General features: G+C 60.4%; 20 protein-coding genes and 1 tRNA gene. 10 read left to right on the top strand and 11 right to left on the bottom strand.

Annotated features, from left to right (window positions below; all coding sequences use genetic code 11):
• Positions 1-31 precede the first annotated feature (31 nt).
• Positions 32-1,102, top strand: a complete 1,071-nt coding sequence (locus tag WC026_RS07600) for a hypothetical protein (protein WP_372710308.1) — start codon at positions 32-34, stop codon at positions 1,100-1,102.
• Here the strand turns inward: WC026_RS07600 and WC026_RS07605 are convergent.
• Positions 1,089-1,622 carry a hypothetical protein gene (locus tag WC026_RS07605; RefSeq protein ID WP_372710233.1) on the bottom strand — a complete coding sequence of 178 codons (534 nt, stop codon included), beginning with the start codon at positions 1,620-1,622 and terminating at the stop codon, positions 1,089-1,091. The two genes, WC026_RS07600 and WC026_RS07605, sit on opposite strands and share 14 nt — an antisense overlap.
• Positions 1,623-1,780: 158 nt before the next feature.
• Entirely contained in the window at positions 1,781-2,815 is a 1,035-nt protein-coding gene (locus tag WC026_RS07610) for an amino acid ABC transporter substrate-binding protein (protein ID WP_372710234.1), read from the bottom strand.
• Positions 2,816-3,017: 202 nt separating this feature from the next.
• Here WC026_RS07610 and metC point away from each other — a divergent pair, with 202 nt between their 5' ends.
• A complete protein-coding gene (gene metC, locus WC026_RS07615) occupies positions 3,018-4,202 on the top strand; it encodes a cystathionine beta-lyase (protein WP_372710235.1) in 1,185 nt (394 codons plus the stop codon).
• A gap of 15 nt (positions 4,203-4,217) precedes the next feature.
• Here metC and WC026_RS07620 read toward each other — a convergent pair whose 3' ends face one another.
• Both WC026_RS07620 and WC026_RS07625 read right to left on the bottom strand, forming a co-directional pair.
• A complete protein-coding gene (locus WC026_RS07620) occupies positions 4,218-5,942 on the bottom strand; it encodes a murein L,D-transpeptidase (RefSeq protein ID WP_372710236.1) in 1,725 nt (574 codons plus the stop codon).
• 230 nt (positions 5,943-6,172) lie between these two features.
• Positions 6,173-6,248: transfer RNA gene (locus tag WC026_RS07625), tRNA-Arg, on the bottom strand.
• 39 nt (positions 6,249-6,287) lie between these two features.
• Here WC026_RS07625 and WC026_RS07630 point away from each other — a divergent pair.
• Both WC026_RS07630 and WC026_RS07635 read left to right on the top strand, forming a co-directional pair.
• The gene (locus WC026_RS07630; RefSeq protein ID WP_372710237.1) at positions 6,288-6,881 is read left to right on the top strand and encodes a hypothetical protein; all 594 of its coding nucleotides are present in this window, start codon (positions 6,288-6,290) and stop codon (positions 6,879-6,881) included.
• Positions 6,882-7,170: 289 nt separating this feature from the next.
• Positions 7,171-7,518: a PRC-barrel domain-containing protein gene (locus tag WC026_RS07635; RefSeq protein WP_372710238.1), complete on the top strand. Its 348-nt coding sequence runs from the start codon at positions 7,171-7,173 to the stop codon at positions 7,516-7,518.
• Positions 7,519-7,587: 69 nt separating this feature from the next.
• On the opposite strand, the gene WC026_RS07640 is transcribed toward WC026_RS07635, so the two are convergent.
• Complete coding sequence (locus WC026_RS07640; protein WP_372710239.1) at positions 7,588-7,893, bottom strand: hypothetical protein; 306 nt, start codon at positions 7,891-7,893, stop codon at positions 7,588-7,590.
• A 163-nt stretch (positions 7,894-8,056) separates the two neighbouring features.
• Here WC026_RS07640 and WC026_RS07645 point away from each other — a divergent pair, with 163 nt between their 5' ends.
• Positions 8,057-8,383, top strand: coding sequence for a hypothetical protein (locus WC026_RS07645; RefSeq protein ID WP_372710240.1), 327 nt, complete (start codon positions 8,057-8,059; stop codon positions 8,381-8,383).
• A gap of 101 nt (positions 8,384-8,484) precedes the next feature.
• On the opposite strand, the gene WC026_RS07650 is transcribed toward WC026_RS07645, so the two are convergent.
• On the bottom strand, positions 8,485-9,045 hold the full coding sequence (locus WC026_RS07650; protein WP_372710241.1) for a hypothetical protein: 561 nt from the start codon (positions 9,043-9,045) through the stop codon (positions 8,485-8,487).
• A gap of 304 nt (positions 9,046-9,349) precedes the next feature.
• Complete coding sequence (locus tag WC026_RS07655) at positions 9,350-9,574, bottom strand: hypothetical protein (protein ID WP_372710242.1); 225 nt, start codon at positions 9,572-9,574, stop codon at positions 9,350-9,352.
• Between the two features lie 169 nt (positions 9,575-9,743).
• On the opposite strand from WC026_RS07655, the gene WC026_RS07660 reads away from it, so the two are divergent.
• The 3 genes from WC026_RS07660 (at position 9,744) to ligD (WC026_RS07670) (ending at position 12,922) form a co-directional block, all read left to right on the top strand.
• Positions 9,744-9,977, top strand: coding sequence for a hypothetical protein (locus WC026_RS07660; protein ID WP_372710243.1), 234 nt, complete (start codon positions 9,744-9,746; stop codon positions 9,975-9,977).
• A gap of 210 nt (positions 9,978-10,187) precedes the next feature.
• Complete coding sequence (gene ligD / locus WC026_RS07665) at positions 10,188-11,870, top strand: non-homologous end-joining DNA ligase (protein WP_372710244.1); 1,683 nt, start codon at positions 10,188-10,190, stop codon at positions 11,868-11,870.
• Positions 11,822-12,922, top strand: a complete 1,101-nt coding sequence (gene ligD, locus WC026_RS07670) for a non-homologous end-joining DNA ligase (protein ID WP_372710245.1) — start codon at positions 11,822-11,824, stop codon at positions 12,920-12,922. The genes ligD (WC026_RS07665) and ligD (WC026_RS07670) overlap by 49 nt, the downstream gene beginning before the upstream one ends.
• A gap of 20 nt (positions 12,923-12,942) precedes the next feature.
• Here ligD (WC026_RS07670) and WC026_RS07675 read toward each other — a convergent pair whose 3' ends face one another.
• The 4 genes from WC026_RS07675 to WC026_RS07690 form a co-directional block, all read right to left on the bottom strand.
• Positions 12,943-13,842 carry a Ku protein gene (locus tag WC026_RS07675; RefSeq protein WP_372710246.1) on the bottom strand — a complete coding sequence of 300 codons (900 nt, stop codon included), beginning with the start codon at positions 13,840-13,842 and terminating at the stop codon, positions 12,943-12,945.
• A 128-nt stretch (positions 13,843-13,970) separates the two neighbouring features.
• Positions 13,971-14,165 carry a hypothetical protein gene (locus tag WC026_RS07680; protein ID WP_372710247.1) on the bottom strand — a complete coding sequence of 65 codons (195 nt, stop codon included), beginning with the start codon at positions 14,163-14,165 and terminating at the stop codon, positions 13,971-13,973.
• Positions 14,166-14,328: 163 nt separating this feature from the next.
• Positions 14,329-16,581 carry a putative bifunctional diguanylate cyclase/phosphodiesterase gene (locus tag WC026_RS07685; RefSeq protein WP_372710248.1) on the bottom strand — a complete coding sequence of 751 codons (2,253 nt, stop codon included), beginning with the start codon at positions 16,579-16,581 and terminating at the stop codon, positions 14,329-14,331.
• Positions 16,582-16,759: 178 nt separating this feature from the next.
• Positions 16,760-17,800, bottom strand: coding sequence for a helix-turn-helix domain-containing protein (locus WC026_RS07690; protein WP_372710249.1), 1,041 nt, complete (start codon positions 17,798-17,800; stop codon positions 16,760-16,762).
• A gap of 267 nt (positions 17,801-18,067) precedes the next feature.
• Between WC026_RS07690 and eat the strand changes: the two genes are divergently transcribed.
• Together eat and WC026_RS07700 are read left to right on the top strand one after the other, a co-directional pair.
• Positions 18,068-19,477, top strand: coding sequence for an ethanolamine permease (gene eat / locus WC026_RS07695; RefSeq protein ID WP_372710250.1), 1,410 nt, complete (start codon positions 18,068-18,070; stop codon positions 19,475-19,477).
• A gap of 33 nt (positions 19,478-19,510) precedes the next feature.
• Positions 19,511-20,899, top strand: coding sequence for an ethanolamine ammonia-lyase subunit EutB (locus tag WC026_RS07700; protein ID WP_372710251.1), 1,389 nt, complete (start codon positions 19,511-19,513; stop codon positions 20,897-20,899).
• The last annotated feature ends 19 nt before the right edge of the window (positions 20,900-20,918 follow it).

The following is a 20,918-nucleotide window of genomic DNA, read 5'->3' on the forward strand; positions in this document are numbered from 1 at the left end:
CAGCGATCCTGTTCGAAGATCGCCTTTGACGATGCTTGCGCGCGTGGCGCTCCGAACGCGATCCGTGGCCTTGGCGCTCGTGGGCATTGTCATGCTGGCCGCGCCGCAGCCCTCGCTCGCGCTCGACCCTATTCCCGACGGACCGCCGAGCGGCCCGCTCAACCTTCACATTCCCCCGCACAAATCAGCGCCGAAAGCGCCCAACACGACGGTCATCGAACGCGGCGGCAAAGCGGGACTGCCGTCGATCAGGCTCGTCGCGCTGCTGACAGGAGACGGACAGCAGATCGATGAAGGCCTCGTCTGGAGAATTTTCCAGAACACTGGCACGGCCGGCAAGGCGAAGCTCGTTCTTGAATCGCACGAGGCAACGCCGCTCGTGAAACTTCAGCCTGGCGACTACACCGTCAACGCCGCATTCGGCCGGGCGAACCTGACTCGCAAGATCGCGGTGAAGACCGATGGCCCGCCATACGAAGCCTTTGTTCTGAATGCCGGCGGATTGCGCGTCGGCGCGACAGTCGCGGGCGCGCCCGCGGCCCCAGGAGCCGTGACGTATTCAATTTACGCCGACGATCACGATCAGTTTGACAGCCGCTCCGTCGTCATCAGCGGCGCCAAACCCAATCTCATCATCCGGCTCAATTCAGGCATCTACCGGATCGTGTCGCAGTACGGCGACGCCAACGCCAAGATCGAGGCCGACGTGACCGTCGAAGCCGGCAAGCTGACGGAAGCAACCGTCACCCATAGCGGCGGCAAGGCGACGTTCAAGCTCGTCACGCGTACGGGCGGCGAAGCGATGCCCGACACGCGCTGGACGATCCAGACGGAAGACGGCGAGATGGTGAAAGAGAGCGTCGGGGCACTGCCGACGCACGTCCTGGCGCCCGGCAAGTACATCGTCACGGCATCGTCCGGCGGCCACCTTTACAAGAACCGCTTCGAGATCGCTGACGGCGATGTGAAAAACGTCGAAGTACTGATGGCGGCTTCGGCGGCGGGCGCCCGTTCAGCCGGCGCGACCGACATCGCTCCGACGACCGGCGAACCGGACATCGACAGCATCGGCAAGCCGTCGTTCGATTTCAAAACTCCGTAAGCACCCAATCCGTGGGGCAGCCGTTGTCGCGCATCAGCTTTTCGACGCGCGCGTGCTCTTCGGCGTGGCCGCTGGCCTGAAACGCCTCGCGCGCCATATGCCAGTGCTCGCAGGCGCTCGTCAGATCGCCGTTGCCGCGAGCGGCTTCGGCGAGTTGCATTCGTGCGTTTGCGTGTGTTGCCTCCGGCCCATGCAGCGCGGCATAACCAGCGGCGGCCGTAAGCGCAGTCATGCGGGCCTTTTCATCGCCGATCTTCTGATAGGCATGCGCTTGCGCGAGGTAGAGATCTGCGAGCGCCATGGTGTTGTCTCCCGCCTTCGCTGCATCGATCCGCCGTGCGATCGCACCGGCGTCGTCCACGGGCATCGAATAGGCCTGCACGACGGAGTCGCGATCCCCGCCAGTGCGCTTGATCGCAATACGCCGGACCAGAAGAAGCACCAGCGTCACGAGCACGGCAAACGGGATCGCGAAAACCGCTTCACTCGTCAACGTCTCGAATATCGTCTGGACGGTCACAACCCTGCTCTTTCGATCTATCGCGGAGTAGCGCTCATGCCGACGTAACGCAGCCCCTTGAAGTGCTTCCGGAAAAGTGGGAACCGATTTTCCGCTAAGAAGCACGGAAAAGCAAAGAGCTAGAGCCTTTCCGCGTTTCCACCAAAATCGGAAAGGCTCTAGCGCATCGGCGCCGAATACATCAGCCCGCCCTTAGTCCAAAGGTTGTTCAATCCGCGATCAAGCTTCAGCGCCGATCCCTGCCCGAGCGTGCGATCAAAAATCTCGGCATAATTGCCGACTTGCCGAACGACCTGATACGCCCAGTCGCGCGTCAGCCCGAGCGGCGCGCCAATGTCGGCCTCGAGCCCCAGGAGACGGCGAACATCGTGCGCAGGCGAGACTTTCATCATCTCGACGTTACTGCTGTTGATGCCCAGCTCCTCGGCCGCGACCAGGGCCATGAATGTCCAGCGCACCACCGCGAACCAGGAATCGCGGCCGATCTTGACGGCGGGACCCAGCGGTTCCTTACTGATGTATTCCGGCAATAACATTTGGTCGGCGCCGCTGGTGAGCCGGCTGCGCTCATAAGCCAGCAATGAAACGTCGCCGGTAAGGACCGTGCAGCCGCCGCTGGCATACGTCTTGACGAGTTCATCCCAGCGGTCCGAGGTGATGAGCTGGTAGCGCATGCGCCGGGCGCCGAAATAGTCCGCGATCGCGCTTTCATCGGTCGATCCGGGCAGCACGCAAATCGACGCTCCGGAAAGCTCGAGCACGCTTGAAATCGAATGATTGCGCGGCACGATGAAACCTTGCCCATCGTAGTAGAGCGTCGCCACGAAGCGCGCGCCAAGCTCGGTGTCGCGGGTGAGCGTCCACGACGTCGCGCCCATCAGCACATCGATTTCGTTGTCCCGGAGCGCGTTGAACTTCTCACTCGGCATCAAGCTCAAAAACTTGACCGAGTCCTTGTTTCCCAAGACCGCCGCCGCAAGAGCTGAACAAAATTCAACATCGAGGCCCTTGCGTGTGCCGCTGCCGCTGATTTCGCTGAAACCCGGCGCTCGATCGCTGACGCCGCAGACGACATGTCCACGCTTGCGAATGGTGTCGATGAGGCTGGCTTCACTCCAGGCCGGGACGCAAAATCCGCCAACCATCGACCCGACGGCCAGGATCAGCGCCACACACCTCATTGCAATTTTCATATGCACTTTCCAGCGAACCCTTTGACCGGGCATTCGATAGGATTGGCGCTAAGCGACGAATGCGAGCGCCCGCCTACCGTGCGTCAATCGTCCCGATTACAGGGGCCACACACATCCCGCGCCAGAGCTTAACGGTCAAGGCCTTGACCGCGCACGAAACTTGCGCCACGAGGTCCGATCGTGCGGCCGGAGACGCGAAGATATGACGGATAAAGACGATCGTTCAAAGCCTATAACGCGCCCGGAAACAAAGGTCGTTCACCTCGGGCGCGAGCCGTTCGAGCAGCATGGCTTCGTCAATCCGCCCGTTTATCGCGGTTCGACGGTTCTTTACAAAACACTCGATGCCATCAAGTCGCGGACACAGCCCTATACCTACGGCCGCCGGGCAACGCCGACCACGCGTGCATTGGAAGACGCCATCACCGAACTCGAAGGCGGCGCAATCACCATTCTGACCTCATCGGGCCTTGGCGCCGTATCGACCGCGCTGCTCGCTTTCGTTTCGGCGGGTGATCATATTTTAATCACCGACAGCGCCTATCAGCCGGGCCGTGCCTTCGCCGACCGGATGCTGAAGCGGCTCGGCGTCGAAACGACGTATTACGATCCGCACGTCGGCGCCGACATCGCGAAACTCTTCCGGCCGAATACGCGCCTCGTGCTCGTCGAAAGCCCAGGATCGCAGACGTTCGAGATGCAGGACATTCCGGCCATCGCGGCAGCCGCGCACGCGCGCGACATCTGGGTGCTGGCCGACAATACGTGGGCGACACCGCTCTTTTGCATACCGCTGGCGCTCGGGGCCGACGTGTCGATCCAGGCGGCGACGAAATACACCGTCGGTCATGCCGACGCGATGCTCGGCACGGTCACCGGCAACGCCCGCGCGGCGCGCTTGCTCGATCACGCCAAGGAAGGTCTCGGCACCTGCCCGGGCTCGGAAGAAACGTACCTCGCCCTGCGCGGTCTCCGCACGCTCGACGTTCGCCTCGAGCGGCATCAGAAATCGGCGTTGACCGTTGCCGAATGGCTCGCCGCACGGCCCGAGGTCGACCGCGTTCTCTATCCCGCTTTGCCGGACGATCCGGGACATGCGCTCTGGAAGCGCGACTATACCGGCGCGAGCGGATTGTTTGGCGCTGTTCTGAAGCCCGTGTCCGAGACTGCACTGGCGGCATTTCTCGACGGGCTGACGCTGTTCGGAATGGGCTATTCCTGGGGTGGTTACGAAAGTCTCGTCATCCCCTTCGACCCGACCAGCTATCGCACGGCAACGACATGGACGGGGCCAGGACCTGCGTTGCGCTTCCACATCGGTCTCGAAGCCGTCGAGGATCTGATCCGCGATCTCGACGCCGGCTTCGCACGGCTCAAGTCGGCGTAATTCAACGAGCGCCGATCAGAACCCGAGCTTCATGCGGATCATGTCGCCGACGCTATCGTTGTAGCGTTTGTATCCCGCATTCGAGAAGCTGTTGGTGACGCCCATCGGCGGGCCGAAACCGTCGCCGTCCTTTTTCGAGCGTCCATCAGCCCGCAGCCGCACCTGTTTCAGCATCGACGTATCGACCGCCGCGAGGTGATCCTTGCCGATGTCGATCTGTTTCCACTTACCAGCCAGCGCGAGAGTAATGCGCTTCTCGTGGCCATAATAGTCCTTGAAATACTGTGGCTGACCGTCGTCGCCGACCCACACCGTGAAGTAGCCGACGTGAACCGGAATGGGCGTCTCGAGCGTGACGTTGTTGTCTTTCGGCCCCTTGCGGACGAGCTGTTTGACATCCGGGGCGGCCGGACCGCGATCGATGTTCAAGAGGTCCTGAGCGAAGACCTGAGGATTGCGCACGCGCACGCAGCCGTGACTGAAAAGGCGTGTCCGCTCATCGAAGAGATGTCGTGACGGCGTATCGTGCAGGTAGACCGAATGCTTGTTCGGAAAAAGAAACTTGACCAGACCGAGAGCATTGTCGTCGCCGGACGGCTGATAGATCGTATATTCGCGCAAATTGGCCTTCGCCCAGTTTATGCGCGTGCTCTCGATTGTGCGGCCGTTGCGCATAACAACGTAGCCCTGCTGCTCGATCGAGCGGCCCGACAGCAGCGCGGTCAACTTGATCGAGTCCGGGAGATTCCATTCCGGCCTCAGCACGATCGTCTTCATGTTCTTCGAAAAGATCGGCGTCTGTGTGCCGGGCGTACCGACCACGACGCGGTCTTCGAAAACCGGGTTGCCGTCCTGCGTCAATCGAATTGAGAACGCGGGAATATTGACGAAGACGTGCGTTGCGCCGAGCGATTGCGGCATCCAGCGCCATTCTTCCATGTTGGCGATGACGGCCGCGATCTTATCCGCGTCATTGCTAGGCCCGCCGCCGGCAAGAGCGGCGCGCGTCGCCGGCCCGACGAAGCCGTCGGCGCGCAGGGACGCGGAGGCCTGGAATTTTTTCACCGCCGCCACGAGCGCGGCATCGAACACGGACTCTTCACCCGGAGCCGACGCAACGCCGAAGCGCTTCTTCAAGATCGCGACTTCAGGACTTTTAGTTTTTCGCTGCAAAGTCGGGCCGCGTCGCGCAATCTGCTCATCCTGCGCCGCGTCCGGCTGCTTGCCACGCAGCGTCGAAAGCAACGCTTTCAATTTCAGGAACTGATCGGACGACGGTTGCCATTCGCGCAGCGTCGCGTCGGGCGTCGTGGACTGCGAGATTCTGCTCAGGATATCCTGCGCACTCAACAGCGTGGGCTGCCGGTCGAGATAGGAAGACAGTTGCGTCTCGGGGTTGGGGATGCGGCCGCCTTGCGCCTGGTGCGCATAGCGCAGGGCCGATGCCGTGATCTCGAGCTCGGCGTCCGCCGTCTCCTCGCCCGTCCAATGCCCGGCGGTTTTAGGCCGGTTGAGAGCCGCGAAGGGAAAATCGGCGGACCTCATTCCCCACTCGTCGGCGCGACGCATTTCGGCGATCGCCAGATCCGCGGCGCGCGTCGTCCCCCTGTCATCGACCCATAACGGTTGGCAGTCCCGCGCCGAATAGAATGCGATGACGGCCGGACGATCCTCGCTATCGAAATTTTGCAGCGCTCCCGATGCCGTCCTCGAGCAGATCGCCGACTGCGATGCGCTCATCTCCTCCGCATGGCCCGGAGACGCAACGAGAGGCAATGAAGCTGACAAGACCGGGAGCAGCCAGCACATGGCTCTGAACGGAAGACGCATCACGATGCCTACTCTCTACAATCACAACTGATGATCGGCCCGCCCAATATAAGGCGTTTTTGCGCCACGACCACAACACCGGCAGCAAAAATGCAGCGGCTCGTTAAATGTTTATGACGGTGTCATGAGAATCGAAGACTTGGCGATCCCGGCAGGGGTCGAACCTGCAACCTTCGGAGTCGAATTCCGACGCTCTATCCATTGAACTACGGGACCGCGGCACGACGCGAGTCGCACGGCGATTTCTTATCTCTCATGACAGCAATTGTCGACACCCATGGACAAAACCCCTCGATCAATCCGGCGACCGCCCTGGTTAATACAAAAAATTTTTACGCTTTCGCGGAACCTGGAGCGGCCGGAACAGTTTGGGCCAGTTGGGGAGCTGATGTGCACATTTCTACTCAGGGGAAGGCGAACCTGATGACTTACGTCGAGCATCACACCGCAAATACAAGGGTTGTACCGAACCGGCCTTATCTTGCGATCATTCATTCCTACGCGGCAGCGTTACAAAAGCTTCTGGGAGGAGCGCATTCCGCGTGCTCGTCCATCTTCGCATATCTCGCGCACTCCCACGGCCCGACGCTTTCCGCCTCGGCGCTGCTGTACGGCGGCGTCGCCGCGGCCGGTAGGGTGCTTTACGAATCTTGGCACGACACCTCCACTGACGGAGTTCAGGCAAGTGGACTGTTTTGCAAGCGCGGATGCCTGCGGCGCTTAACAAACGATCTTCATCTCAAAGCTTCCGACGAACTCCGTCTGCATCAGAACGTTCTCGGTCGGAGTTTCGGATATCGATACGTGAACGATCCGTTGCAGCGAACCTTTCTTCGCGTCGACATTTGAGAATTACCCCCAGCGTATAAAATCCCCGTCGTGACTCGCGCCGAACTCTGTTTCGGCGCTTTTTTTCTGTCGAGGGCTTAGGCGCCATCCCCTCCGACTGTTCCCTCACTTTTTTCCGGAACTCCCAGGCAAGCGAAACATTTGAGCGCAAACCATGAAGGCTGCGCGATCGGGCGAACGCGGTGTTCGAATCTCGGCGCGCGGTTCTGATCTGCGATGATTGCCAACGCAGGAAACCGGCAGAGTAAGCCCAGCACGAACGGAGACAGAAATGCATTCTGAAACGACAATGCTAGAGACCAGCAAGGTGCCGGGAACGTCCGTTTACGGCGCATCGCGTGAATCGATCGGCGAAGTCGACGATCTGATCGTCGACACGGTATCGGGAAAAGTGCGATACGCCATCCTTAGCTTCGGCGGTTTCCTTGGCCTCGGGAAAAGCAGCTACGTTATCCCCTGGACGTCGCTCAAGTGGGACCCCGAACTCAACGGATACGTGACGGGCGTGACCGAAGAGCAATTGAAAATGTCGCCGGATCTCGATCCGACGTCGTTGCGAAATCGGGACTTCGAGCAACGGCTGCACACCAACTACGGCGCGCCCAGCTATTGGGATTTGGAAACGCGCAACACTTAGAAAGGTCAAAAGCAAACCGGCATTCGTGAGTTTCAGCTCGCGGATGCCGGTTTACATTGGAAGAAATCGTCAAACCTTCGTTGGAGCTGCGCCAAATCCGTCGGGCGCGGTGTTCTGTGGATCGAGCATCATCAAGGCACTGTTGACTTCATCGAGCAGAGGCGCCTCTCCGCCGCTCATATTTTCATCGGTCGCCCTTTGCAGAGCTCGAGCATCCAATTCCCACCGTTTCAGGATGTCGATTTTCTGGTCTCGCGATAATCCCGGGCACGCGATCACCTCAAGCGGAAAATCAAAGACCGATACCGGGCTCGTGATGGCATCGGCGAGTTCTTGTTTTGTGAGCGTAACCGACTCCGTCTTCATGGCGAACATCCTAGCGAACAAGTTCCATGATTTTCAAACGTCGTCGGGGGAACCGAAGTTCCTGCGGGCGATGCGATAGCTCGTTGCGTCGAACGGCAACGCCATTTCTCCGGAACGAACGCTTGCAATGCGGGGTTTCCCGACCAGGAACAGCAAGAGAAGGAGAAGATGAATGAATATTCTAAAAGCTGCGGCTGTGGCGGCGGCATTATCTGCTCTCGGCTCTGCGGGAGCGATGGCGCAAAGCAATGATACCGTTCAGCGGCCGCCGTCGATGGCTCCATCTGAAACCCCGTCCACGACGGCGCCGTCGAGCGAAGGCATGAGTTCGGGTGAAGCAGGCGTCAATTCGCCGGCAGGTATCCCTGCCGATCCGAACACCAATCAAAATGTTCAGCCGGGTCCGTCGACCGGAACCCCCAACGACCCGGCGGCGGGTTCCAATCCGGGCGCCAGAGTTCCGACTTCGCCACCCGGAACGGGCACATCAAGTCAGTAAACTTCAGTAAGCTGAAGTTACCCCGATAAAACGAAAGGTTCCGAGCTCTCGCCCGGAACCTTTTTAGTATGATCTGCAATGACCGCGGTGCTTACGCGGGCTCAGTACGCGCAATCCTGATAGCGACGCCACCAGTACGGACTGCCAGTGTTGAGCGCCCGCTGGTAAAGCCAGCCGCAATCGCCGCCGTAGTATCCGTAATCATTGTAATAGCCATAATCATAAAAGTAGGGCGCGCCGATGAAGATGCGCCGGCCGCGATGATGACGCCAGTTGCCGCCATGATGGCGTCCCCAGTTGTTCCCGCGCCCACGGCCATCCCAGCCCGCTACCGGACCGCGACGGCCGCGCATCCCACGGCCATCGCCAAAATTCCCGCCCCGGTTAAAATTCCGGCCCGGATTGAAGGAACGCTGGCTGAAGTTGCCGCCGCGAAAACCGCCCGACCGTGGACCGCTGAAACCGCGGTTGCCGCTAAAGCCGCCGCCGCCAAAGCTGCGTCCTCCGCCGCCACCGAAGCCGCGGCCGCCACCGCCGCCGCCACCAAAGCCTCCAACGCTCGGACCGCCACCGCCACCACCTTGGGGTCTTGCCTCGGCGACAGCGCCGCCGAGCGCCAAGAGCAAGACGGCTCCCGACGCAATAATTAATTTTCTAATCATCGATTTCGCTCCTGACTGGATTTCGTGTCGTGCACGTATTCAACAAACGGAAAAATTCAACGCCCAGTTCCTGCATTGCTGCCGAGCCTTCGCTGGCGACGGATTTGGAACATTGAGTGACCGAGATCATGGCTGGCGGGACGGGCGATGCCTGAAGATTCCTCTTTTCGACTGCAGGCGATCGTTGCTCACCATTGGCCACGAACGCAGGCGCCTATCGATGTCCCGATCGGCCCCTGCAAAGGTCACGGATGTCGAATAGCTACCACCGCGCGCATGAAGGCGCGATGAACCACGCAGGGAATTAACCCTCGCTATTGTCGTCAGAATTAAGCAGGCCATAATCCTGCGATCGCATGGGCTTCAGCGCTCCTTCGAGCTGCTTGATGCGCAGCCCGACATTCAGCAATTGCCGTATAGCCGCTGCGCGGCTCGGCATGCGCTGCTGAAAACGCCAATTATCGATAGCCGCGAGCTCTTCATCGCTCAGCATGATCTGAAGGCGTGTCTCGCGCGATAAACCGCTCATATCCGTCCTTCCCAACAGATGAAGCAGCATCAACTACTCATTCGACATATAAACTGCGTTTGACGTAATATGTTCCCGGGACTCATTGTTCTCGCAATTGGGATTTCGCGGATAGTTCCCCGGCCGCACATGCCCTATGTTCTGGTTTCCAATAACGTTAGTGAGCGAGATGTACTCAGGGTTTAACGTCTTCGCGCCGGAAGATCTCGATCGTGCCGAAAGCATCCTCGGTGAGGTCTGGGCATCGCTGCCGGCAGACGTTCGCAAAGGTCCCGGAGCGGACATCTTGCGCGAGCGCATGGCTCGGCATGTTCTCGCCGCCTTCGCCAACAGCGGTTCCAACCGCGATGAGCTCAAGGAGTCGCTAATGCGTGCCGGCGCCGCGAATTGGGCGAGCGCGTAGCGGACGTAATGGAGCCCGCAGGGAACCTCTTTTATATTTTGGCGTTTTCTGAACCAGACGCATGTATCAACGTGTGTCAGGCGCCGAAAGGTGCTGGGCCGTCCGGGAGCCTCCATGACTCCCCGGCGGTTTTTCTTTATGTTTGAGGCGTCCGCTGGCAGCTGGCGCAGGTCGCAGCTAAGCTCCTGAAGCTTTTCGCGGAGACCGGGGATGGCAACCAAGCAGCTTTCCGAATATCGCGCCAAGCGTGATTTCACCAAGACTGCCGAGCCCAGCGGTTCAACGGCGATCCGCCCAGCCAAGCATCTCCGCTTCGTCATCCAGAAGCACGACGCGACGCGATTGCATTACGATCTCCGGCTCGAACTCGATGGCGTCTTCAAATCCTGGGCCGTGACGAAGGGGCCGTCGCTGGACCCAAAAATCAAACGCCTCGCCGTCGAGGTCGAGGATCACCCGCTGGATTACGGCGACTTCGAGGGCACCATCCCGAAAGGTCAGTACGGTGGCGGCACCGTCATGCTCTGGGATCGCGGCTACTGGGCGCCGCTTGGCGACCCCACGCCGGAGCAGCAATTGCGCAAAGGCGATCTGAAATTCGTTCTCGTCGGCGACAAGCTCGAGGGAAGCTGGGTTCTCGTCCGCATCAAGAACGACCGCGCAGGAAACAAACGAACAAATTGGCTTTTGATCAAGCACCGAGATCAGGTCGCGAAGCCCGGAGAAGGCGACAGCATTCTGGCTGAAGATCGCTCGGTCGCATCCGGTCGAACGATGCAGGATATTACCGCCGGGCGCGGCAAAGGCCCGGAGCCTTTCATTACGAAGCGGCGTCAAGCCGCCAAGCCAGACGCCGTTTGGAATTCAAACCGCTCGGACGGACGCGCCGATAAAGATAATAAAGATGATAAAGCGCCGCCACCGCTTCGCCGCGTGCCGGTGCAAAGAACGGCAAAACCAGCAAAGCGCTCCGCGAAAAAAGGCGCCCCCGAACCCAATGCCGTTTGCGGAATTGCGATCTCGAATCCCGACAAGACGATGTGGCCCGCGGATACAGGCGCCGCCGTTTCGAAACTCGATCTTGCGCGTTACCTGGAAGTAGTCGGACCCTGGATGCTCGAGCACATCAAGGGCAGGCCGTGCTCCGTCGTCCGCGCCCCCGACGGCATCAACGGCGAGACATTCTTTCAGCGCCATGCGATGCGCGGCATGTCGTCCGAGATCGATCTCGTCCGCATATCCGGAGATCGCGAACCTTATATCGAAGTCAACAGCCCCGGGGCTCTCGTAGCGCTCGGACAGATCGCGGCACTCGAATTTCACCCGTGGAATTGCCAACCGTTCGAGCCGGATGCGCCGGGCCGCCTGGTGTTCGATCTCGACCCGGCGCCAGACGTCGCGTTCGCGCGCGTCGTCGATGCCGCCAACGAGTTGCGCGAGCGCTTAGAGGCCGTAGGGCTCGTGCCCTTCTGCAAGACGACGGGCGGCAAGGGCCTGCACGTCGTCACGCCGCTGCAGCCGCGCCGCGGCGATGGCATCAGTTGGAAGGAAGCAAAGATGTTCGCCGGCGCACTGTGCCAGCAGATGGCCGCCGACGATCCGAAGTCCTATCTGATCAAAATGACGAAGAAGCTGCGCACGGGCCGTATTTTCCTGGATTATTTGCGCAACGATCGCATGGCGACGGCCGTCGCGCCGTTATCGCCGCGCGCGAGACCAGGGGCGACTGTCTCGATGCCGTTGACATGGAACCAGGTTCGCAAGGGTCTCGATCCGGCGCGCTTTACCGTGCACACCGTTCCCGAACTCCTCGCAAAATCCAAGGCGTGGGAAGACTACGACGCATGTTGTCGACCGCTCGGAGCTGCGATCAAATCGCTGCTCAGCCGGTGACTGAGCGAGTGACGCGGCGCACGACGGCAAAACCGCGAGACCACCCGCTCGCTCCAGGCTCACTTGCCACTGCCGTCAAAAGCACGCTTCCGGATTTCGTCGAGCCTTGTCTTGCGACGCTCGTTGCAACGCCGCCCGAGGGCGACGATTGGGTACACGAGATTAAGTTCGATGGTTACCGCGTCCAGGCCCGCATCGATGGCGACAAAGTGCGTCTCATCACGCGCAGCGGGCTCGACTGGACCGAGCGTTTCGGCGCGCTTCCCACATCGCTGCGCAAGCTGCATCGCGGCAAGGTGCTGATCGATGCAGAGCTGGTTGTCGAGGACAGCTCCGGGCATTCGAGCTTCTCGAAACTGGCGGCGGCGCTGAAGGACGGACATTCGGAAAGCTTCGTTCTTCAATGTTTCGACCTTCTGCATCTCGACGGCTTTGATCTGAGGCCCGCCGCTCTGATCGATCGCAAGGCGCTACTTCTGCAATTGCTCACGCATCGCGCGCCACCCGAAATCCGCTACAGCGAGCACCTGACTGGCGACAGCTCGCGCATGCTGAGCGAAGCCTGCCGTCTCGGCCTCGAAGGCATCATCTCCAAACGCGCCAGCAGACCCTACCGCTCCGGCCGTCACGATGACTGGCTGAAGAGCAAGTGCATCAAGGTCGACGAATTCGTCATCGCCGGGTACATCGTCTCGAATGTTGCGGCCAACGCCGTCGGCGCGCTCGTCGTCGGATATTTCGAAAGGAAGCGCCTAGTCTATGCTGGGCGAGTCGGAACGGGCTTCACGCAGAAAACATCCGTGGCGCTGATGAAGACATTGAAGCCGCTCGCGACAGCTCCGCCCTCTTTTGCGTCGGAGTTGACGGGGCTACAGCGCAAGGGCGTAGTCTGGATCGAGCCCGTGCTCGTCGCACAAATCGAATATCGCGCCTGGACCGACGACAACCTGTTGCGTCATGCAGCCTTCAAGGGGTTGCGCGAAGACAAGCCTGCCGCCCAGGTCCGTCGGCCCATCGTCAAGTCCTCGAAAAGCCGAGGCAACAAGCACTGAGACGATCAGGCGTGCCGCGATCAACCGCGCGCACGGCTTTTCGCTTTGGCCCGCGGCTTGCTACGTTTCGCCGGCTCAGGCTTCTGCTGCGACGCCGCCGTCTTCGCTCGCGATCGATCGCCTTTTGCCGAAGCCTTGCCGGTCGAGCGGCGCAGCGCATCCATGAAATCGATGACAGTCCCGCCCGCCGGGCGCTCGTCGCCACCGCCGACTTCGGTTTTTTCTCCACCCTCGACCTTTTCCTTGACGAGGTTCCGCAACGCCTCCGCGTAATGGTTTTTGAATTCGCCGGGATCGAATTTGCGCGTGCGCTCTTCGATGAGTTGCTTCGCCATTTCAATGAGCTCGGGCCGGAGCTTGCCGTTGCCGATGTCGGAAAAGACATCGTCCGCGTCGCGCACTTCATTGGCGTAGCGAAGCGTCTCGATCATCAGGCCATCACCGCTCGGCTTCATCGCGATCAGGTTTTCGCGGCCGCGCATCGTCAACTGCCCGACACCGAATTTCTTCGACGCCTTCAGCGCATCGCGAATGATGCGATAGCCTTCCTCCGCGACGTCGCCGTCCGGAAGCACGTAATAGGGATTGTCGAAATATAAGGGGTCGATGGAGCACGCGTCGACGAATTCAGTCAACTCAATCGTGTGCCGCGTCGACAGCCTGAGCTTGTCGAGCTCATCCGGCTCGAACAGCACATAGTTGCCGTCGTCGAGTTCATAGCCTTGCACGATGTCGGATTGCGGCACGATCTTGCCGGTTTCTCCCGCCACCTTCTGATAGCGGATGCGCTGCTTCGATTTGCGATCGACCTGATGTAGCGCGATCTTGTCTTCGGAGGCAGTGGCGCTGACGAGCCGGATCGGAATGGTAACGAGGGCTAAGCGGAGATGCCCCTTCCAGAACGACCGCGCGGTGGCCATGGCTTGCTCTCCCAAAACGCAATACGTGGAGAGGACTATAGCGCACAAGCAGCGCGAAATCCCCCAATTACGCTACGCAACGCCGCGATCCTTCGATCGGTTCCGCTTAACGCTGTTCGGCGCATTTGCTATTTCGGAACGGTGACCGCAACCCAATGATACCGTTGGGTGAGTGTCCGGCGATGCGCTTCCGCCTCCTGCCGGGTTGCGAACGTCATCGCCAGATCGACGTCCGAGACGGCGCCATTGCCGGTCCCGAGATAGGTTTCCTCGCCGCCGGAATAAATGACGTCCGGTTTACGTTCGACCAGCATCCATTTCATCGGCAGGCTCTGTGATCGCTCCTGTAATCCCGCGCGACCATCGCCGGGGATCCGCACCGGAGTTTATCCATTCGTTTGCCCAGCGGAATTCCAAATCTGCGTCATCCCAAGGTTTTAACCACCCTGCTCCGGGGCGTCGGTCGCCGGAATGTCGGCCGACACCTCAGCCGAATGCCTGCGCGGCGGGCCGGCGTATAGAAAGATCGCCGGCCTCGAAATTCTCGAGTTCGTCTGGCCCGCGCGGAGGCGAGAAATAGAACCCTTGGAAGCTGCCGCAACCCATGCTTTGCAACAGCACAAACTGATCGAAGTTTTCGACACCTTCGGCCGTCACGCGCAATCCGAGACTCTGACCGAGTTGAACGATGGCCTTCACGATCGACAGGCTGTCGTTGTTCTCGTGCATGTCCTGAACGAAGGTGCGATCGATCTTCAAGCGGTCGATCGGGAACGCCTTAAGATGGGTCAGTGACGCGTATCCGGTGCCGAAATCGTCGAGCGCGACTTCGACGCCCAGCGCGTTGATGCGATGCATCGCCTCCGCGATGTTCGTCACACCGGCGCCGAGGAAAACCCTTTCCGTGACCTCGATGCACAATTTGCTCGCGGGAACATGATACCGTGCGAGAGACGCCTGCAGCCGGGTCGCAAGGCAACCGATGGTGAAGTCCGCGGACACCACATTGACCGCAATCCGGCCAAACTCCTTGCCTTCCGCCATCCATGTCGCCGCCTGCCGTATCGCCATTTCAATGACGTGGCTGCCGACGGAAGAAGCAAGTCTCGGATCGTCCATCACCTCTTCAAATTGACCTGGCGTCAACAGACCTTGCGCCGGATGCTTCCATCGCAACAGAGCTTCGAATGATAACGGACGCTTCGGATCGGCCGCGATAATCGGTTGGAAGTACAGAACGAATTGACCGGATTCGAGGCCGTGACGGGCTTCATGCTGCAACTCCACACGTCTCCGCAACGCGCTTCGCATGTCGGGAACGAAATGGACGACGCGATCGCGTCCGTCCGATTTGGCGCGGTAGAGTGCAAGATCGGCATTCTTCAGAAGTTCGCCGGCCGACGTCGCGTCTCGCGGAAATTTGGTGATGCCGACGCTGATCGTGCAGCTCCGGCGCGTGCCGCCGATCGTGAGTGGCTTCTCCAAAGCCGCGTGGATAACGTCGAAGGCAGCCGAAATTTCCGCGTCTTCTCCTCGGATCAAGACGGCGAACTCATCGCCTCCGAGCCGCGCGATCTTTCCCACGCCGCTCAACGCTTCATTTAGGCGCCCGGCCAATTGTTTCAGCATCTGATCGCCGACGTCGTGGCCGAGCGTGTCGTTGACCTCCTTCAAGCGATCGATATCGAGCAGCGCCACGGCGAACTGCGCACGGGTCAATTGCGCGAACTGAATTTCATTGAACAGGAGTTCGTTGAACGACAGCCGGTTCGGCAGCGATGTCAGGACATCGAGGTTCGCAAGACGCCAAAGCTCGTCGCGGATTTTATTTCGCTCCGAGACTTCTTCCGTCATCATGATCATTCCGCCGATAGTCTGGTCCGGGAGATACCAAGGGCGAACTTCCCAGCGGATGACGTTTTCGCGGCCGTCGGCGCGAACGAATTTTTCTTCTTCGCAGCGTTCCGTCGCGCCTGCCAGAATGCGCAAATGCTTGCGCTTCCAATGGTCCGGAATTTCGGGAAAGATGTCGTAGTGGCATCGCCCCGTAAGATCGTCGCTTCCGAGATTATAGTCCGCCAGCCAACGGTCGGTATAGGCGACGTAGCGCATATCATTGTCGAACATCGCAACCGCGGCTGGAGCATGCTTGACGAAAGCCTGCAGCCGCGAGTTTGCCTCCTTGAGCGCTTGCTCGGCGCGGCGCTTGTCGCTGATATCGACGCCAACCGTCGTGATCGATTGCAGGGCGCCCTGGGCATCCCGGACCGGCACGACGATCGCGCTCATCCAGACAAGCGAGCCATCCTTGGCCTGGTCGCAAAATTCGCCATTCCAGGAACTTCCCGACAGAACAGACGCCCACATCTCGGACAGCGAGGCGTTCTCATAGTGGAGGCGGTGTCTTGGAAGCTGACAGAGCTCGCGAAGCGAGTATCCGATGCGTGCAAGATATTTGGCGTTCGCATCGATGAGCTGGCCGTGCCCGTTCCACTTCAGCACGTAAAAAAAATGTTCGATCGTATCGTCGTAAGACCCCGGCAGCTGTTCGCGGCGGACCGAACCGTTCGCCTGGAACGCCGAGACACCGGCGACCAGAGCGACAACCGCAGCCGTGGTGATGCCCCAAATGGAGACGCCCGTTAAGGCGAAGATGAGAAGCGCCAGCGTCGCGCCAAGCCCGATAACCGCCCAAATGCGCGGGTTTCTGAGATATCTAACGATAATCGGAGCCGTCATGCTTGGGAACGCTTCTTAACGCGACTTACTGCGGGCGCCCAGCCTAAGACAAAAAGCTAAACGGACGGCGAACGCCCGCGTCATTTCGCCGTTGCGAAATACTCCCAGCCGAAAAGGGTGAATGATCCACCTGCAAATCAAGAGGCGGGACACGGGGCTGAGCTGCCGGCGGATTTCGTCAGCGAGACGCGCAATCGCGCTCCGCGCATCGAGGAGCTTGCTCACCCGCGCCGTGATGCCGGCGGAAGGCTTCGGACGGCAGTTCTCCGAACATCATATTGTAGTCGCGCGCGAAGCGGCCGAAATGCCAGAAGCCCCAGAGGGTCGCCGCCTCCGCTACGGACTTTTCAGTTTTGATCGCGCGCCGCGCGCCATTCATGCGGACGGCCCGCATATAAGCGGACGGCTTTACCCCGAGCGTATCCTGAAACGATTGCTGAAGCGCACGCCGGCTGACACCCAATTCGCGGCACAGATCCGCGATGCACTTGATGTCTTGCGACCATTCCGAAATCAGGTCGCGGGCATCGCGGACGATTAGCGTCCGCTTGGCCTGCGGAACGTCGAACCGGTCGCCATAGCCATGCGCAAGGCCGCCGACGATCGCGGCAATCAGATCGCGTGACATCGACGACAGGCGCACACGATCCTGCGCCGAAGCCTCGGGCTCCGCGACGATCTCGCAGACGTCCAGAAAGATGGTCCGCATGCGATTGAGCGCGCCGATATCCGCGAACCGCAAGTGAGGCCGCGCGAGAGACGGCATGACGTCTTCGAGTTCATCACTTGTGAGCGCGCTGCGAAGATCTTGTACGTCCAGGACGAACCCGACGATGTCCAGTCCGCGTGGAGAAAAAAATTCGAACTGATCCTTGCCCGAGAAGACGTGCAACTGCTGCCCGTCGCACAGCCGCCCGCAAAACGTCGCGTTGCCCTGCAGCAAAACCGGAGCGCCGACGGCGATTGTTCCTTCTGGCAGCGCACCCGTCTGCTGCAGGGAATTACTGGTGACTTCCCGGAACAACTGAACGCAGTCGATCTGCGTTTCGAGGAAAGAGCCGTTGAAGCGCCCCGCCGAAATCTGCTCGTAGGTCTGGTTCCACCCGCGCAGCAGAGCCGCCTGCTCATCGATGTCCGACGTACTGGCCGCGTGGATGAATGCCGTATCGCCCTGGAGCGCGGTCGTCCGAAACCCATGATGGTCGGACTGCAATTCCATGCCGCGATAACACCCTATCTCAAGTGCTTCCCATCGCCTGTCGCGTACCCGACTTAAGTCGGCATGTAATCATGCCGAAATTGGATAGACGACATATTAGCGCAGTTTTACCGTCCTCCGCTACCCGGAACCGGAGAAGTTCCGCCGCTCCTTTGGGGGCTGGAAGTGCCTGAATATTCGTCACTTGAAACATAAGGCGAGCCCATCGGCGTAGCTGACCGATGCGCCAGTGGGACTGAATAATAATTATAATCAAGAGGATTCGGTATGGAGACGACGGGACAGGGTGGAGTCGAATACGACAAAGTCGGTAATGAGTACTTCGAAAAACGGCAGTTGAAACGCGGCGCGGCCGGATGGCTGCTGCTCGTCGGCCTCGGCGTCGCCTACGTGATCTCGGGCGACTATGCGGGCTGGAACTTCGGCCTCGCCCAGGGCGGCTGGGGCGGCCTTTTCGTGGCCTCGCTGCTGATGGCGACGATGTACACGTGCATGTGTTTCGCGCTCGCCGAACTCGCGACGATCGCTCCGACCGCCGGCGGTGGCTACGGCTTCGCGCGCCGCGCTTTCGGGCCGTGGGGCGGCTTCCTTTGCGGCATCGCGATCCTGATCGAGTATGCCATCGCGCCTGCCGCAATCGCCGTCTTCATTGGCGCCTATTGCCAGTCGCTGTTCGGCATCGACGGCTGGATAGTTTATCTGGCTTTTTACGTGGTGTTTCTCGGCATCCACCTCTATGGCGCCGGCGAAGCCCTGCGGCTCATCTTTGCTATCACCGCGCTCGCGGTCGTGGCGCTCGTCGTGTTCCTGGTCGCGATGATCCCGCACTTCAACGTCGACAACCTCTTCGACATTCCTGTGACCAATGCAGCCGGGGCAAGCCCATTCCTGCCCTTCGGTTACATCGGCATCTGGGCGGCCATTCCCTATGCCATCTGGTTTTTCCTCGCGATCGAAGGCGTGCCGCTCGCGGCCGAAGAAACCAGCGATCCGAAACGCGACCTGCCGCGCGGCTTGATCGGCGGCATTCTCGTGCTGCTCGCCTCCTGCGCGCTCATCCTGGTATTCGGACCCGGCGGCGCCGGTGCGGACGCGTTGAAGTCCTCGGGCAATCCGCTTGTCGAAGCGCTCGAATCCGCCAAGGTCTATGGCGGCCCGACCTGGGTGAGCCGCTTCGTCAACTTCGTCGGCCTCGCCGGCCTGATCGCGAGCTTCTTCTCGATCATCTTCGGCTATTCGCGCCTGGTGTTCGCGATGTCTCGCGCCGGTTATCTGCCGCGTGCGCTGTCGCTGACCAACAGCCGCAAAACGCCCTACGTGGCGCTGATCATTCCCGGCATCATCGGCTTCCTGCTCTCGCTCAGCGGGCAAGGTGATCTTCTGATCTTGATCGCGGTCTTCGGAGCGACCATTTCCTACGTGATGATGATGGCGGCGCATATCGCGCTGCGCGTCCGAGAACCCAACCTTGAGCGCCCCTACAGGACGCCGGGCGGCATCGTGACGTCCGGCATCGCGCTCGTGCTCGCGTGCGTCGCGGTGGTCGCCGGGTTCCTCGTCGATCCGCGCGTTGTGATCGGCGCCGCCGTTGTCTATGCCGTCTTCATCGCCTACTTCGGACTTTATAGCCGGCATCATCTCGTGGCGACGGCTCCAGGCGAAGAAGAAGTTTTCTAAAGCTGTCGAACCTCCAGCAACGGCGAGTGCCATATGAGCTATACCTATTCCATCGGAGGACACCGGTTCAGTTTCGAGAACCTCAAGGTCCTCATGGCGAAAGCCACGCCTGCGCGGTCCGGAGACTATCTCGCCGGCGTCGCGGCAGGCGACGACGAGGAACGGGTCGCCGCTCAGATGGCGCTCGCCGATGTTCCGCTCAAAGAATTCCTCGTCGATCATCTCATCCCCTACGAGATCGACGAGGTGACACGCCTCATCATCGACGACCATGATGTGAAGGCCTTCGCGCCGGTTTCGCATTTGACCGTCGGTGCCTTCCGCGACTGGCTGCTTTCGGACGAGGCGACGGAACGCTCGCTAGCCCTTCTCGCTCCCGGTTTGACGCCGGAGATGGTGGCCGCCGTTTCAAAGATCTGTCGCGTGCAGGACATGATCCTTATCGCGCAGAAATGCCGTGTCGTGACCAAGTTCCGCAACACGATCGGCCTCAAAGGGCGGCTGTCGACGCGCCTGCAGCCGAACCACCCGACAGATGATCCGACCGGCATCGCGGCCAGCATCGTCGACGGGCTGATGTACGGCAACGGCGACGCCGTGATCGGCATCAATCCCGCGACCGACAGCACCGCGGCCGTGACGACGCTCATCGAGATGCTGCATGAGATCATCCAGCGCTACAACATCCCGACCCAGTCTTGCGTGCTCACGCACGTCACGACGAGCATCGCCGCCATCAACAAGGGCGCGCCGGTCGACCTCGTGTTCCAGTCCATCGCGGGCACGGAAGCCGCGAACGGCAGCTTCGGCATCAACCTCGCGATGCTCAAGGAAGGCTATGAGGCGGCCCAAAGCCTGCAGCGCGGGACGGTTGGCAACAACGCCATGTATTTCGAGACGGGCCAGGGCAGCGCACTCTCCGCCAATGCGCACCACGGGGTCGATCAGCAGACGCTGGAAGCGCGCGCTTATGCGGTTGCCCGGAAATTCCAGCCCCTGCTCGTCAACACCGTCGTCGGCTTCATCGGCCCGGAATATCTCTACGACGGCCGCCAGATCATTCGCGCCGGACTGGAAGATCATTTCTGCGGCAAGCTCCTCGGCGTGCCGATGGGCTGCGACATCTGCTATACCAATCACGCCGAAGCCGATCAGAACGACATGGATACCTTGCTGACGCTGCTCGGCGTCGCCGGGATCACGTTCATCATGGGCATTCCGGGCTCCGACGACATCATGCTGAATTACCAGACGACGTCGTTCCACGATGCGCTGTATGCCCGTAAGGCGCTCGGGCTGAAGCCGTCGCCGGAGTTCGAAGACTGGCTTCTGAGCGTCGGCATTTTCCAGGGTGGCGACGCGCTGAAGCTCTCCGATACGTTGCCCAAGCCGTTTCAGCGCGCACTCGCACACCTTCACTGAGGTTCGCTACGCCAGGCCG

The sequence above is a fragment of the Hyphomicrobium sp. genome (assembly GCF_041674905.1).
Lineage (GTDB): Bacteria > Pseudomonadota > Alphaproteobacteria > Rhizobiales > Hyphomicrobiaceae > Hyphomicrobium_B.

Coding starts and splice junctions, on each gene's coding strand:
- WC026_RS07600 (WP_372710308.1), top strand. CDS start 32: ATGCTTGCGCGCGTGGCGCTCCGAACGCGATCCGTGGCCTTGGCGCTC.
- WC026_RS07610 (WP_372710234.1), bottom strand. CDS start 2,815: ATGAAAATTGCAATGAGGTGTGTGGCGCTGATCCTGGCCGTCGGGTCG.
- metC (WP_372710235.1), top strand. CDS start 3,018: ATGACGGATAAAGACGATCGTTCAAAGCCTATAACGCGCCCGGAAACA.
- WC026_RS07620 (WP_372710236.1), bottom strand. CDS start 5,942: ATGAGCGCATCGCAGTCGGCGATCTGCTCGAGGACGGCATCGGGAGCG.
- WC026_RS07630 (WP_372710237.1), top strand. CDS start 6,288: ATGACAGCAATTGTCGACACCCATGGACAAAACCCCTCGATCAATCCG.
- WC026_RS07635 (WP_372710238.1), top strand. CDS start 7,171: ATGCTAGAGACCAGCAAGGTGCCGGGAACGTCCGTTTACGGCGCATCG.
- WC026_RS07640 (WP_372710239.1), bottom strand. CDS start 7,893: ATGTTCGCCATGAAGACGGAGTCGGTTACGCTCACAAAACAAGAACTC.
- WC026_RS07645 (WP_372710240.1), top strand. CDS start 8,057: ATGAATATTCTAAAAGCTGCGGCTGTGGCGGCGGCATTATCTGCTCTC.
- WC026_RS07650 (WP_372710241.1), bottom strand. CDS start 9,045: ATGATTAGAAAATTAATTATTGCGTCGGGAGCCGTCTTGCTCTTGGCG.
- WC026_RS07655 (WP_372710242.1), bottom strand. CDS start 9,574: ATGAGCGGTTTATCGCGCGAGACACGCCTTCAGATCATGCTGAGCGAT.
- WC026_RS07660 (WP_372710243.1), top strand. CDS start 9,744: ATGTACTCAGGGTTTAACGTCTTCGCGCCGGAAGATCTCGATCGTGCC.
- ligD (WP_372710244.1), top strand. CDS start 10,188: ATGGCAACCAAGCAGCTTTCCGAATATCGCGCCAAGCGTGATTTCACC.
- ligD (WP_372710245.1), top strand. CDS start 11,822: ATGTTGTCGACCGCTCGGAGCTGCGATCAAATCGCTGCTCAGCCGGTG.
- WC026_RS07675 (WP_372710246.1), bottom strand. CDS start 13,842: ATGGCCACCGCGCGGTCGTTCTGGAAGGGGCATCTCCGCTTAGCCCTC.
- WC026_RS07680 (WP_372710247.1), bottom strand. CDS start 14,165: ATGAAATGGATGCTGGTCGAACGTAAACCGGACGTCATTTATTCCGGC.
- WC026_RS07685 (WP_372710248.1), bottom strand. CDS start 16,581: ATGACGGCTCCGATTATCGTTAGATATCTCAGAAACCCGCGCATTTGG.
- WC026_RS07690 (WP_372710249.1), bottom strand. CDS start 17,800: ATGGAATTGCAGTCCGACCATCATGGGTTTCGGACGACCGCGCTCCAG.
- eat (WP_372710250.1), top strand. CDS start 18,068: ATGGAGACGACGGGACAGGGTGGAGTCGAATACGACAAAGTCGGTAAT.
- WC026_RS07700 (WP_372710251.1), top strand. CDS start 19,511: ATGAGCTATACCTATTCCATCGGAGGACACCGGTTCAGTTTCGAGAAC.